Origin of the sequence: Pseudomonas fluorescens (assembly GCF_902497895.1) — a bacterium.
GTDB classification, from domain to species: domain Bacteria; phylum Pseudomonadota; class Gammaproteobacteria; order Pseudomonadales; family Pseudomonadaceae; genus Aquipseudomonas; species Aquipseudomonas fluorescens_BP.
The window spans coordinates 75661-88817 of sequence record NZ_CABVHQ010000022.1 but is presented as its reverse complement, the minus strand read 5'-3'; the positions used below and the strand labels follow the sequence as shown (position 1 = coordinate 88817).

The window sequence follows — 13157 nt, the reverse complement described above, 5'->3', positions numbered from 1 at the left end:
CGAACGCAGCCTTCGGCAGCTGCTACGGGTAATGAACCTGAAATTCCTTAACTGACCGGCATAGGGGCTTGCCCGCGAAAGGCTTAAGTATTGCGCGGTACCCGCCCAGAAACAAAATGGCTGACATCATTGAACCCCGGGGTAGAGGCGTGCCCCGGTGTCACCAGCGAGTCGATAAAGGCTTCGTCTTCGGCAGTGATCTTCACCGCCAATGCCTGGGTGTAGGCATCCCACTGTTCTTCGGTGCGCGGCCCGACGATGGCCGAGCTGACCGCCGAATTGTTCAGCACCCAGGCGATGGCGAATTCGACGATACCGACGCCGCGCCCCAGGGTGTATTGCTGGATCTGCTGGGCAATGCGCAGGGACTCGACCCGCCATTCGGTTTCCAGGATGCGTTTGTCCTGGCGTCCGGCGCGGCTGTTGACGTCCGGTTTGACATCCGGCGCGTATTTGCCACTGAGCACCCCGCGAGCCAACGGGCTGTAAGGCACCACACCAAGACCGTAGGCGTGGGCGGCAGTGATCTGCTCGGTTTCGGCCTGGCGATTGACGATGTTGTACAGCGGCTGGCTGATCACCGGCCGGTCGACCCCGAGTTTTTCCGCCACGCGAATCACTTCGGCAATCCGCCAGCCGCGATAGTTGGACAGCCCCCAGTAACGGATCTTGCCCTGGCGCAGCAAGTCGCCAATGGCCGACACGGTCACTTCCAGCGGCGTGTTGTGGTCTTCGCGGTGCAGGTAGTAGATGTCCAGATAGTCAGTACCCAGCCGGGTCAGACTGGCGTCGATCGCATTGAAGATATGCTTGCGGCTCAAGCCACTGCGATTCGGCACGCCGTCCACCGGACCGAAACCGACCTTGGAGGCGACGATCCACTCCTGACGCCGGCTGGCAATCGCTTCACCGACAATTTCTTCGGAACGGCCGTTGGTGTAGACGTCCGCGGTGTCGATGAAGTTGATGCCCTGGTCCCAGGCCTTGTCGATGATCCGCAAGGAATCCTCGGTGCTGGTCTGTTCGCCGAACATCATGCTGCCCAGGGTCAGGGTGGAGACTTGCAAACCGGATTGGCCGAGGGGGCGATAGCTCATGTTCGAAATCCTCTTTCGGAGTTGAGTGCGGGCAGACGCAAAAATGAGGTTCTTTATTACACCGTTCTGCGTTCCCTCTCAATCCTGCCAGCGCATACAAATACCGAGCACAGGGTTTGCGGACTTGAGCGCGTAATCTCATCTCACATAACCACTGGCGTAAATCCAATCTCCACCACTGGCGTAAATCCAATCTCCCGTAGCAGCTGGCGAAGGCTGCGTTCGAGCGCGCAGCGGTCGTAAAACCGGGCAACGCGGTCCATCAGGTGGATACGACATACCGGATTACGACTGCTGCGCAGCCGAACGCAGGCTTCGCCAGCTGCTACGGGGTTTGTGGAAGTGAACAATAATCCCGTCTGCGGCGTGTGCAGCGGACCGGTGTTATTGTTCGTGTCTGCTGGCAGCATGGCTCCACTGGAACTGGAGAACTCACATGAAAATCGTCATCGCCCCCGACTCGTTCAAGGACAGCCTCAGCGCCCAGGGTGTAGCCGATGCCATCGCCCTCGGGCTGGCCGATGTCTGGCCGGATGCGCAACTGGTCAAGTGCCCGATGGTCGACGGCGGGGAGGGCACCATCGAGTCGATTCTCGCCGCGTGCGAGGGTGAACTGCGCCGCGCCGATGTTCTCGGGCCGCTGGGCACAACGGTCGATGCCGCTTGGGGCTGGTTGCCCCAGAACTACACCGCGATCATCGAAATGGCTGAAGCCAGTGGTTTGCAGTTGGTCCCGCTCGATCAGCGCGATGCGTGCATCAGCAGCACCTTCGGCACTGGTCAGTTGATCCGCGCGGCACTCGATGCCGGTGCGCAGCGGGTGATCCTGGCGATCGGTGGCAGCGCCACCAACGACGGCGGTGCCGGTGCGATGCAGGCCTTGGGTGTGCGCTTGCTCGACGAACAAGGGCAAACGTTGAGTCGGGGCGGTCTGAAACTCAAAGAACTGGCCAGGATCGATCTGGACGAGATGGACCAGCGCCTATCGCAAGTCCGTTTCGAAATCGCCGCCGACGTCAACAATCCACTCTGCGGTCCCCACGGCGCCTCGGCCATCTTCGGCCCGCAGAAAGGTGCTTCTCCTGAACAAGTACGGCAACTCGATCAAGCCCTCGGCCACTTCGCCGATCACTGCGCTCAAGTGCTGGGCAAAGACCTGCGTGACGAACCCGGCAGCGGCGCCGCCGGCGGACTCGGGTTTGCGGCGAAGGCCTTTCTGAATGCGCAGTTCCGCCCAGGCGTGGAAGTGGTGGCTGAGCTGGTCGGTTTGGCAGAAGCCGTACGCGGCGCCGATCTGCTGATCACCGGCGAGGGCCGTTTCGATGCCCAGACCTTGCGTGGCAAAACGCCCTTTGGTGTGGCGCGAATTGCCAAACAGTACGGCGTGCCAGTGATTGTAATCGCCGGCACCCTGGGCGATGGATATGAGCAGATGTATGAGCACGGCGTCGATACCGCGTTTGCCTTGCCGTCTGGGCCGATGAGTCTTGCACAGGCGTGCGCCAATGCGCCGCAATTGCTGCGCGAACGGGCAGGGGATATTGCGCGGGTGTGGCGGTTGGCGGTGCGAAAATCATAACAATCGAAAGGGTTGGTGACTGATAAACCGTCATCGCCTGCTCGCGAAGCATCTTCAGTAACCACCCTTGCCGAGGGGCGCGCACGGTTGTTATACGGCCTGGCCAGGGTCTGCCAAAGGGCGTCAAGCGAGCAGGGTACCTGTCAACTCTGACAGTATCGGAGTATTAAAATCTCGTGCCTAATTCGTTCAAGGCCTCGAAGGCCTGGCAGAACGATAAGGCGTTGTATGCAGTGCTCAATGATGGATCGAACTGCCAGACAGGTTCCACAGCCATGGCGAGGGTCACGGCTGAATATGAACGGTACTGGAGAGAGAACATGGCAGGTTCAGACAAACAGAAAAACGCGGAGCGGGTACGTTGGGCCAATCGCGAACGACTGGCCCAACGTAGCTCTCCAGCGGCGGGTCCGCTCAATCCCCTCACCGTGGACGGCCTGATCCCGGGAGATACCGAAGGGTTGCGCCCGGCATCGAGCAATGACCTGCCGCTAGTCGTTAATATTCCGGCATGGGAAAATCTTGTACCAATTCCCGGCCAGGCTGACAAAGTCCGGATTGAAATGGCGCGGGTTGGCGAGAATACCTATCAGACGCTCAAGGAGCAGGACTTTCCCTACCCGCAAAACCGCCCGGATTTCCCCAAACAGGTGACCCTTCCCCTCTTCGATAAAGAGATCCAGGGTCGATTCAATCTCAGATGGACGTTGAAGCTCTGGAATGGCCCGGGATTCAACGAAGAATCAACGACCACGCCACTGCGGATCGACCGCACACCGCCGTACGATCTGCTCAACCCTACGCAGTTCATTCTGGCTGCGGATGAAATCAACGATGCTTACCTGGCGGCCAATGGCAACAAAGTGATCGTCGAGATTCCCGCGTATCCTGATTACGAAGCGGGGGACAACCGCTTTCACCTGATCAGCGAAGAAAAAACCACCCAGGGCAACAACGTTCATCAGGTCTTTACCACCTATTACGCCGACGACGACCTCGACCAGCCGTTCCAGAATCAGGCCCCCCAGTGCCAGCTGGCCAAGCGCGTCGAAACCCGCCGGAGTGTCAAACAGGGTACGTCGCGTTCCGAGACAGCGCTTAGCGCCTACGACACCCACGGCAACCTGACGGAACAGACCCAGGCCAATGGCGTCAAGGAGAGCTACAGCTACTTCCCGCTCGCGGGCATCCCCGGAGAGTGCCCGCCCGACCCGTCGGGTGAGTACGGCTTTGTCCGCAGCCTGCGGGAAAAAACCGTGTCCCCGGCCCCCGATCGGGAAGACGGCGCCCCGGTGCTGCGCACCCGCAACCGCTACGCGCTGATGCCGCCGGTCAAGGACACGGAGGCCAGCAGCGACTGGCTGATACTGACCGACGAAACCCTGTACCAGGTCAACGGCGACCAGGAACAAGAGTTGCAACGCAGCACCTACCTCACCCACAACGACCCGAGCAATGCCTTGCTGCACGGGCGGCGCCACCAGCAAGCCATCACCCTCGAAGGCCTGACCACCAAAACGGATTACACCTACCAAAAGCTCCCCAGCGCCTTCGCCGGTGAAACCGTGCTGCAAACCACCGAAACCCTGACCGGCTTCGACCACGGCGTCGACGGCAAGCACACGCAAAAGGTCGTGACCCTGGAACACTCGTTGCTGCACGGCGAGCCGTTGCTGACCCGCGACGATAACGACGTGGAAATCCGCTACCTCTATGACGCCTTGCTGCGGGTGACCCGCGAAACCGTGGCACCCGACACCCTCTATATGGCGAGCCGCAGCTACCGCTACGTCCTGACCAACGCTGACAATCAACAGGCCAGCCAGGAAGCCACCGACGTCAAAGGCGTCAAAACCCAAACCCTGTTCGACGGCCTGAACCGGGCGATCCGCGAGCAACGCCAGGACAAGGACAATCGAATCGGCGCCATGGCCGAGAAATTTCGCGACACCTACGTCGCCAGCTATGACGCGCTGGGACAACTGGAAAAAGAAACCGAATACGACTGGCGCAGCGCCAACGCCGCCGATGATCTGGTGCTGGTCAGCCAGTACCGCTACGACGACTGGGGCGAGCAGCGCAGCATGATCCGCCCCGACGGGGTCGAGGAGCATGAAGTGAGCGACCCGATCGCCCAAACCGTCACCACCTGGATCGAGGGCATGGGCAAGACCGTCAGCAAAAACAACCGTTTCGCGAAACCCGACTTCGACAAACGTTACAAACTGGGGGATGACCCGACCGACCCGCGAGTCGAGCCGATCAGTGAGCACAGCTACCGCTATGACGGGCTGGGGCGCACCGCCCATGAGATCGATGCCCTGACGCGCAAGACGGCCTACCTGTATGACGCCTTTGATCGGATGGTCAAGAGCACCTTGCCCGACAAGGCTGTGGTCGAGCGGAGGTACGCACTGCATAGCAGCGAAGATTTGCCCGTCTGGATTGGCGTCAATGACAACGAGTTGGGGCAGCAAGCGTTCGACGGCCTCGATCGAATGACCCAATCGATCACCGGCGGTCGCGTTACGGAATATTGCTTCAATCCGGGGCAGACTCAACCGTACAAAGTCATCCGGCCTTCCCTCGAGGAAGTCAACTATGTATACCTGCCGGCCTTGGGCGAGGACCCGCTGAAGCGCACCACCGCAGGCATTGCTGCGACCTATGAATACGATGAGAAAAACGCCCGCTTGAAGTGGACTGAAGAAAACGGGCTTAAACTTTCCCGTGAGTACTACACCACCGGTGAGATAAAAAGCGAAACTCGGGAACAACCCGGTGAGGCGCCGCTCAGCATGCACTACTACTACAGTCGTCAGGCTCGGTTGTTAAAGTACAGCGATGTACTCGAACAGGATCAAACCTATGACTACGACAAACTCAGCGGCCAGCTTAAAAGCACAACACTGGGCACTACGACTGCCAGGTTTTACTACAACAGTCTGGGCCAGCCGGAACAGATTGAAACCGTCGACGGCGCGCAGCGTCTGGAAATCAAACTGACTTACGATGACCTGGGACGTGAAGTACTGCGCGAGTTCGATTTTGGCGCGGGTCAGACTCAGCAACTGAGCCAGGTCTACAATGAAGTAGATGGGTTGGTACAGCGCACGTTAAAGGAAGGCGAGACGGTGCTGCGTGACGAAACCTATGGCTACGATGTTCGAGGGCGTCTGGAAGAGTACAACTGCAGCGGCACTCAACAGCCTTTGGATCCTTACAATCGGCCGATCGAGATGCAGTTGTTCATATTCGACGAACTGGACAACTTGCAGCGGGTAGATACCTGGTCCCCGGACACCGATGATTCACCCGGTGGCAGAAATCGCGCCAGATATACCTACGACACAGAAAAGGATCCGACGCAGTTGATCAAGGTGGCCAGTCAATTCGCGGGCGACCCTGAGCAGATAATCAACCTGGACTACGACGCCGATGGCAACCTGTTGCATGACGAAGTCGGACGCAGCCTGGGTTATGACGACCTTGGCCGTTTGATCAGTGTCAGCGCGCTGCCCGGCGAAACGCCGAGTGGCTATCGCTATGACCCCCTGGACAAACTTGCCAGCCAAAATACTGGGGGGAGCGATCAAGAGCGTTTTTATCAAGGCGATCAATTGGCCAACCTGCGTAGCGCGTCGAACAACAGCACCTTTGTCAGTGCTAATGGCGTGGTGCTCGCCGAGCACCAGGAAGGTGCTGACCCAAAGTCCATGTTGCTGGCCAGTGATGATAAAAACACTGTGCTGTGTGAGGTCGGGCAAGGTTTTGCCAATGACATCTATTACTCACCGTATGGCCATCGTCCCGATGATATGCCGGTGAGCAACCATTTGGGCTACAACGGCGAACTGCGGGAGACGCAAACTGGTTGGTATTTGCTCGGGAATGGATACAGGGCGTTCAATCCGTTGTTGATGAGGTTTCATAGCCCGGACAGCTGGAGTCCGTTTGGGGAGGGGGGATTGAATGCGTATATGTATTGTTTGGGGAATCCGATTAAATATACGGATCCGATGGGGCATATGGGCTGGATTAAAGAAGCTTTAGCTGCGGCAGGAGCAGAAGTTGCAGGCACAGCAGGAGCTCTAGCGGTCTCTAGGGCAGCGCAGAGTAGCACTGTAACGACGCAAGTTACGAGGACGGTTACAAGCTCAAGTCAGGCCGCAACCAGCGCAGGCAAACTAGCTGGCAGCCAAACCGACACGGTAGTCAAAAGCGCCAGCAAGAGTGTCCCGAGTACATCTGCTTACGACGTCATTGAAAGCATTCCTCAGCCCAGCACCTCGGCCAGAGCCCCAACAGCTGGATCTACCGAGAGCTGGGTAAGCCACTCGAATTTCGCAAGTAGTCCAGTCTTCTCAAAAGCTGAAACGGCTAGACCCGTTAACGGTAGTGGATATATCGACCAATCAGGACGAGGGCAAATGCCTCTTCCTGGCTCATCGAAGTCGGCACCTAAACCGGTAAGGGCGCAACCGAAACCGAAACCTGTTCAGGCACCTAATCCCACGCCGAAACAGACACCAGAAGAGAGAGTGAATGCTATAAGAGAAAAAGAGAAAAAGGCAGGCAATAGATTTAATTAACACTGACACATTGTCGTAGCTCGGTTGTTCCCGCGCTCCAGCGCGGGAACCTTCTTGACGTTTTGCTTCAGCGCAGTAGTGAACGAGAAAACACGGCTTACCCCCTCAACCCACTCACCCGCGCAAACTCCACCAACCCACCGTCATGGCCAAGTCCCAACTTGTCCATGGCGGTGCGTTTTTGCCTGCTGATGGTTTTTTCACTGCGGTTCAGTTGCGCGGCGATCTGCCGGCCGGACAGGCCCTGGACGAACAGCCGCACCACTTCCATTTCTCGTTCAGAAAGACTTGCCGACGCGTCAGCGCTAGAGCGGGGCAAGGTGTGGGCCTCGAGAATCTCGGCAAAAGAAGGGCTGAGATAGCGACGTCCCTTGGCCACGCTATGCACTGCCTGTTTCAGTTCGCTCAACGGGCTGCGTTTGTCGAACACGCCGCAGACGCCATGGTTGAGCAGGGCCTGGAGCAAGGTCGGGTTGCGGAGCATGGTCATGACAACCAGTCGCACTTCGCTAAAGTGCCGTTTCAGGTAACTCATCAACGCCAGGCCATCGGGAAAGCACCCGTAGGGCATTGAGTAGTCGCTGACCAAAATGTCACATGGTGTGCACTCCAGTCGGTCGATCAGTTCTTCGGCATCATGGGCTTCAGCGACCACGGAAAACGGCGATCCGGCCGCAGCGGTCAAGGCCATTCTTGCCCCCATCAGTACTACCGGGTGGTCATCAGCGAGGATGATGCGCTGGCTCATCGAGCCGCGCCCGCGTCGGCAACGCCAGCGCGATGCAGGTGCATCGCAGCAGGCATTGGCGTGGATTTGGAGGGGGCTGTCGCAGGGGGCGTATGTCCCGGGTGCATGGGGCGTCTCTGTTCAGGCTGACGGGGCGCCGTACGCCACGGCCGGCCCCGGTTCAAGGCAAATGAATCAGGCCTTGCTCCAGCGCTTTGACCACGGCGCTCCAGCGCGAACTCACGCCGAATTTTCGGCGAATGTTGCAGAAGTGGTAGTTCACACCGGCCTCGGTGCATTCGACGATCTGGCCGATTTCCCAGGAGGACTTGCCGGCAGCGCTCCACTGCAGGACTTCTCTTTCCCGGGTCGTGAGTGTTATCGCCTTGGGTGGTTCGGGTTCCTGTGGCTGGAAATTGACCTGGGCTGGCGATGACCGGACTGGGGCTGGGTTGGTACGGTACATAACGGGCTCTCCCATTTATCATCAATGATGGCGTGGGCACGGCAGAATCTTCCTACTTCATAGAGGCATGGTTCATGCGGCCTGCCTTCAGACACCTGAGTCAGGGCTGTAGGCGCGGTCCAGTTATATCGAAAATTAACGACCTTGGAACCTGTCAGAAATTACAGGTAGGCCACTTTACTGACGAATTGCTGATATGGCTGTCGGCTATCGCATGGGTGGATGTAGGTATTTTCTGCGCGATACCCCCGCGCAACACTTTGAACAATAAATTACTGATTAAACGGGACTTTTTGTATTTTTTAGAAATCCCGGCGCAATGAAATGAACGTTTTTTTCCGGCTATTTGCCGACCCCCACCCCAGGCTTCCGTCCGAATGCATCGCCCCAACCGATGAACGGCGCTCCAGTGACCCTGAATAAAACCTCAAGCCCTGCCGATACAGGGCATAGGTATCTACACATCTCGTTGGCCGAACATCCTACCTGTGGCGAGGGGGCTTGCCCCCGCTCGGCTGCGCAGCAGTCGTAAAACCAGCGGATGCGTTCTACCTGGAAAATTGCGATTGCCGGTTTTAGGGCCGCTTCGCGACCCAGCGGGGGCAAGCCCCCTCGCCACAGTATTCGGCAGCCCTTAAAAGATGTGTAGATACCTATGGATACAGGGGTAAGGCCGGCTTTCCATTACCCCAACGGCCCGGCGCTATCAGGAGCAACGCTCTCCTGATAACGGATACGGCACGGATGCACGCCGCCCGACATCACCCGAGAGTCATCCTGTGTCGCTACATTCGCGACCTGGTCAGCCAGTCCTCGGCCGGTGCCAACCAGACCAGCGCGGCCAGCCATGAGCTGTCACGCCTGGCGGTGGATTTGAATGCAATGCTGGCGCGTTTGGTGATTTAAGTTAGGGTTCAGCCTTGGAGTTCGCGCAACAGGAGAGCTACATGCGCTATTCAGCCTTGACCCAACGAATCGCCGGCGACGGAGCCGCGGCCTGGCAGATTCATGACCGAGCACTGGAATTGATCGAGCAGGGCGCCGACGTGTTATTGCTGTCAATCGGCGACCCGGATTTCGACACCCCGAAACCGATCGTCCAGGCCGCCATCGACAGCCTGTTGGCCGGCGATACCCATTACTCGGAGGTGCGTGGCAACCGCTCGCTGCGCACCAGCATCGCCCGGCGCCATAGCCGACGCAGCGGTCAGGCGGTCGATGGGGATCACGTGGTGGTCATGCCCGGCGCGCAATGCGCGGTGTATTCAGTGGTGCAATGCCTGCTCGATCCGGGTGATGAGGTGATAGTCGCCGAACCGATGTACGTGACCTATGAAGGGGTGTTCGGTGCCTGCGGGGCCAAGGTGGTGCCGGTGGCGGTACGTCCGGAGAATGGCTTTCGGGTGGATCCGGCGGACGTTGCCGCGCTGATCACTCCGAGGACCCGGGCCATGCTGCTTAACAGTCCGAACAATCCCTCGGGTGCCAGTCTGTCGATGCCGATCTGGCAGGCCCTGGCGCAGTTGTGCATCGAACATGATTTGTGGCTGATCAGCGATGAGGTGTACAGCGAGCTGTTGTTCGAGGGCGAGCACATCAGCCCGGCCAGCCTGCCGGGCATGGCCGAGCGGACGGCGACCCTCAACAGCCTGTCCAAGTCGCATGCCATGAGCGGCTGGCGGGTCGGCTGGGTGGTCGGTCCGAAGCCGTTGGCCGAACACTTGATCCATCTGTCGCTGTGCATGCTGTTTGGCTTGCCGGACTTCGTGCAGAAGGCGGCCGAGGTCGCCCTTGACGCCGATTTGCCGGAGCTTGCGCAGATGCGTGAGGAGTACCGTCAGCGTCGGGATCTGGTGTGTGCCCATCTCGATGATTGCCCGGGCCTTGACGCGGTGAAGCCTGATGGCGGTATGTTCGTCATGGTCGATATTCGTCAAACCGGCCTCGGCGCCCAGGCCTTTGCCGAGCGCCTTCTGGAAGGGTACGGCGTGTCGGTGCTGGCCGGGGAGGCGTTCGGGCCGAGTGCGGCGGGGCATATCCGCATTGGCCTGGTGGTGGATCAGCAGCGGTTGGCCGAGGCCTGTCGGCGGATCGTGCGGTGTGCGGGGGAGTTGTTGGAGCAGCGGCCGTTGGTTTGATTGTCAGGCGGGCACCCGTAGCAGCTGCCGAGCCTGCGAGGCTGCGTTCGGCCGCGTAGCGGTCGTAAATCCGGCTTCCCCGGTTTGTCTGGAAGACCGCAGTGCCTGATTTTACGACTGCTGCGCAGCCGAACGCAGCCTCGCAGGCTCGGCAGCTGCTACGGATCGCGTACGACGGAATATCAGACCGCCTTCAATCTCCTCTCCCACACTGACCCATTCACCAGATTCTCCGGCCGCTCACCAGCCAATGCCGCCAGCAGATTATCCACCGCACACCGCGCCATGGCCTCACGGGTTTCATGGGTGGCGGAACCGATATGCGGCGTCGCCACCACATTGTTCAACTGCAGCAACGGCGAATCATGCTCCAGCGGTTCGCGCTCGAACACATCCAGCCCGGCCGCGCGGATCTGCCGCTGTTGCAGTGCAACGATCAGCGCCGCTTCATTGACCACCTTGCCCCGGGAAATATTGATGAAAATGCTTTCCGCACGCATCAACGCAAACTCCCTGGCACCGATCAGGCCTTCGGTCTCGGCCGTCAGCGGCAAGGTCAGGCAGATGAAATCCGCCTGCTGCAACAACTCCGGCAGGCTGCGGTACTGGGCATTGAAGCGCTTCTCTACGACAGGTTTCGCTGACTGGCTGTGGTAGATCACCGGCATGCCGAAACCGAAATGCCCACGTTGCGCCAGCGCCTCGCCGATCCGCCCCATGCCGATGATGCCGAGGGTCTTGCCGTGCACGTCGCTGCCAAAATGCATCGGCCCGATGTTCTGGTTCCACTGTCCGGCACGCACCAGATTGGCCAGTTCGACCACCCGCCGCGCCGTGGCCAGGATCAGGGCGAAACCGGTGTCGGCAGTGGTTTCGGTCAAGACGTCAGGGGTATTGCTGAGCAGGATATTGCGCCGGGTCAGGTAATCGATGTCGTAGTTGTCGACGCCCACCGAGATGCTGGCAACGGCTTCCAGATGGGGCGCCAGATCGAGCAACCCGGCATCCAGCCGCAGGCTGGCACCCAGTAGACCCTGGGCACCGGGGAGGGCGTCGCGCAGGCGCATCAGACCATCGCTGTCAAGCTTGTCGATCAAGGTCACCTGGACCTGTTCATGCAAACGGGCCATCAACTCGGGCGAGAGTTTCTTGTAGAGGACGACGTGCTTTTTCATCGGGTTCACCTTCAGTTCAATTCAGGAATGCGCAGCCACGGAACGACTCGGCGTGATCTTGGGCAACGCTCGATCGCTGGCCCCGGGCTTGAGGAACAGCGTCAGCACCACTGACAGCAGCAACGCGCCGCTCATCAACAGGTAAGACGCGCCGGGCGAACCGGTGGAGCTGTTCAGGTAACCGACCAGATACGAGCCGCCGAACGAACCGAGGGCGCCCATGCTGTTGATCAAGGCCATGGCGCCACCGGCGACGTTGGCCGGGAGGATTTCCGGGACGATGGCGAAAAACGGTCCGTAAGGCGCGTACATGCAAGCCCCGGCAATTACCAGCAAGCTGTAGGACCACCAGAAATGCTCGGCGCCGAGGGCGTAGGAACCGTAGAACGCGATGGACGCGATCAACAGCGGTGGCCAGACAAAACGTTTACGCCGCTGAATCTTGTCCGAACCCCAGGACACCAACAGCATCGCAATCACCGCCGCCAGATAGGGCAGCGCCGACAGCCAGCCAGCCTCGATCATGTCCATCTGCGCACCCTGCTTGAGAATCGACGGCAGCCACAGCACGAAGCCGTAGACACCGATGCTCCAGCAGAAGAACTGCAGCGCAAGGATGATCACCTTCGGCGAACGGAAGGCCTCGGCGTAGTTTTTCACTGCTTTGATCCCGACCTGTTCGGCGGCCAGTGCGCTTTGCAGGTCCTGCTTCTCGGTCTCGCTCAGCCATTTGGCGTCGGCCGGACGATCATCGGCCAGGCGCCACCAGATAAACGCCCAGAGCACCGCCGGCAGGCCTTCGATGATGAACATCCAGCGCCAGCTGTAGTGCTGCACCAGATAACCGGAGACCACCGACATCCAGAGCATGGTCACCGGGTTGCCGAGGATCAGAAAGGTATTGGCTCGCGAGCGTTCGGCACGGGTGAACCAGTGACAGAGGTACACCAGCATCGCCGGCATCACCGCGGCTTCGACCACCCCGAGAAGGAAGCGGATGACGATCAGCCAGTAGGCGTTGGAGACGATCCCGGTCAGGGTCGCCAGGCTGCCCCAGAGAATCAGGCTGACGAAGATCAGCTTCTTCACGCTGTTTTTCTGCGCGTAGATCGCGCCTGGGATCTGGAAGAAAAAGTAACCGAGGAAAAACAGCGCGCCGAGCAACGACGACAGCCCCGGGGTGATCATCAGGTCGGCGGCCATCCCGGAGGCGGCGGCGAAGCCATAATTGGCCCGGTCCAGATACGCCAGGCTATAGGTGATGAACACAATGGGCATGATGTACCACCAGCGGCGGGTGGCGAGTTTGGGCGTTTGCATGATAGTGCTCCTGAGCTTGTTGTTTTTGTCGCAGCAGGTAACGGGGTTGTTTCAGTTTTTGTG

The 13157-nt window shown here is 59.3% G+C and carries 9 protein-coding genes; 4 read left to right on the top strand and 5 right to left on the bottom strand.

Annotated features, from left to right (window positions below):
• Nucleotides 1–83: 83 nt before the first annotated feature.
• Nucleotides 84–1097, bottom strand: a complete 1014-nt coding sequence (locus F8N21_RS13530; RefSeq protein WP_150642620.1) for an aldo/keto reductase — start codon at nucleotides 1095–1097, stop codon at nucleotides 84–86.
• Nucleotides 1098–1533: 436 nt separating this feature from the next.
• On the opposite strand from F8N21_RS13530, the gene F8N21_RS13525 reads away from it, so the two are divergent.
• Nucleotides 1534–2676 (top strand): glycerate kinase, encoded by a 1143-nt coding sequence (locus F8N21_RS13525; protein ID WP_150642619.1) that lies wholly within the window; start codon nucleotides 1534–1536, stop codon nucleotides 2674–2676.
• Between the two features lie 320 nt (nucleotides 2677–2996).
• On the top strand, nucleotides 2997–7268 hold the full coding sequence (locus F8N21_RS13520) for an RHS repeat-associated core domain-containing protein (RefSeq protein ID WP_191624310.1): 4272 nt from the start codon (nucleotides 2997–2999) through the stop codon (nucleotides 7266–7268).
• A gap of 97 nt (nucleotides 7269–7365) precedes the next feature.
• Here F8N21_RS13520 and F8N21_RS13515 read toward each other — a convergent pair whose 3' ends face one another.
• Together F8N21_RS13515 and F8N21_RS13510 are read right to left on the bottom strand one after the other, a co-directional pair.
• The gene (locus F8N21_RS13515; RefSeq protein WP_150642617.1) at nucleotides 7366–8016 is read right to left on the bottom strand and encodes a response regulator transcription factor; all 651 of its coding nucleotides are present in this window, start codon (nucleotides 8014–8016) and stop codon (nucleotides 7366–7368) included.
• Nucleotides 8017–8176: 160 nt separating this feature from the next.
• A complete protein-coding gene (locus F8N21_RS13510) occupies nucleotides 8177–8461 on the bottom strand; it encodes a helix-turn-helix transcriptional regulator (RefSeq protein ID WP_224788214.1) in 285 nt (94 codons plus the stop codon).
• Nucleotides 8462–9205: 744 nt separating this feature from the next.
• Between F8N21_RS13510 and F8N21_RS30460 the strand changes: the two genes are divergently transcribed.
• Together F8N21_RS30460 and F8N21_RS13500 are read left to right on the top strand one after the other, a co-directional pair.
• Nucleotides 9206–9367, top strand: coding sequence for a hypothetical protein (locus tag F8N21_RS30460; RefSeq protein ID WP_191624315.1), 162 nt, complete (start codon nucleotides 9206–9208; stop codon nucleotides 9365–9367).
• A gap of 41 nt (nucleotides 9368–9408) precedes the next feature.
• The gene (locus tag F8N21_RS13500; protein ID WP_150642616.1) at nucleotides 9409–10599 is read left to right on the top strand and encodes a pyridoxal phosphate-dependent aminotransferase; all 1191 of its coding nucleotides are present in this window, start codon (nucleotides 9409–9411) and stop codon (nucleotides 10597–10599) included.
• A 182-nt stretch (nucleotides 10600–10781) separates the two neighbouring features.
• Here F8N21_RS13500 and F8N21_RS13495 read toward each other — a convergent pair whose 3' ends face one another.
• Both F8N21_RS13495 and F8N21_RS13490 read right to left on the bottom strand, forming a co-directional pair.
• Nucleotides 10782–11774, bottom strand: a complete 993-nt coding sequence (locus F8N21_RS13495) for a 2-hydroxyacid dehydrogenase (protein ID WP_150642615.1) — start codon at nucleotides 11772–11774, stop codon at nucleotides 10782–10784.
• A gap of 21 nt (nucleotides 11775–11795) precedes the next feature.
• Entirely contained in the window at nucleotides 11796–13094 is a 1299-nt protein-coding gene (locus tag F8N21_RS13490) for an MFS transporter (RefSeq protein WP_150642614.1), read from the bottom strand.
• Between the last annotated feature and the right edge of the window lie 63 nt (nucleotides 13095–13157).

Coding starts and splice junctions, on each gene's coding strand:
- F8N21_RS13530 (WP_150642620.1), bottom strand. CDS start 1,097: ATGAGCTATCGCCCCCTCGGCCAATCCGGTTTGCAAGTCTCCACCCTG.
- F8N21_RS13525 (WP_150642619.1), top strand. CDS start 1,534: ATGAAAATCGTCATCGCCCCCGACTCGTTCAAGGACAGCCTCAGCGCC.
- F8N21_RS13520 (WP_191624310.1), top strand. CDS start 2,997: ATGGCAGGTTCAGACAAACAGAAAAACGCGGAGCGGGTACGTTGGGCC.
- F8N21_RS13515 (WP_150642617.1), bottom strand. CDS start 8,016: ATGAGCCAGCGCATCATCCTCGCTGATGACCACCCGGTAGTACTGATG.
- F8N21_RS13510 (WP_224788214.1), bottom strand. CDS start 8,461: ATGTACCGTACCAACCCAGCCCCAGTCCGGTCATCGCCAGCCCAGGTC.
- F8N21_RS30460 (WP_191624315.1), top strand. CDS start 9,206: ATGCACGCCGCCCGACATCACCCGAGAGTCATCCTGTGTCGCTACATT.
- F8N21_RS13500 (WP_150642616.1), top strand. CDS start 9,409: ATGCGCTATTCAGCCTTGACCCAACGAATCGCCGGCGACGGAGCCGCG.
- F8N21_RS13495 (WP_150642615.1), bottom strand. CDS start 11,774: ATGAAAAAGCACGTCGTCCTCTACAAGAAACTCTCGCCCGAGTTGATG.
- F8N21_RS13490 (WP_150642614.1), bottom strand. CDS start 13,094: ATGCAAACGCCCAAACTCGCCACCCGCCGCTGGTGGTACATCATGCCC.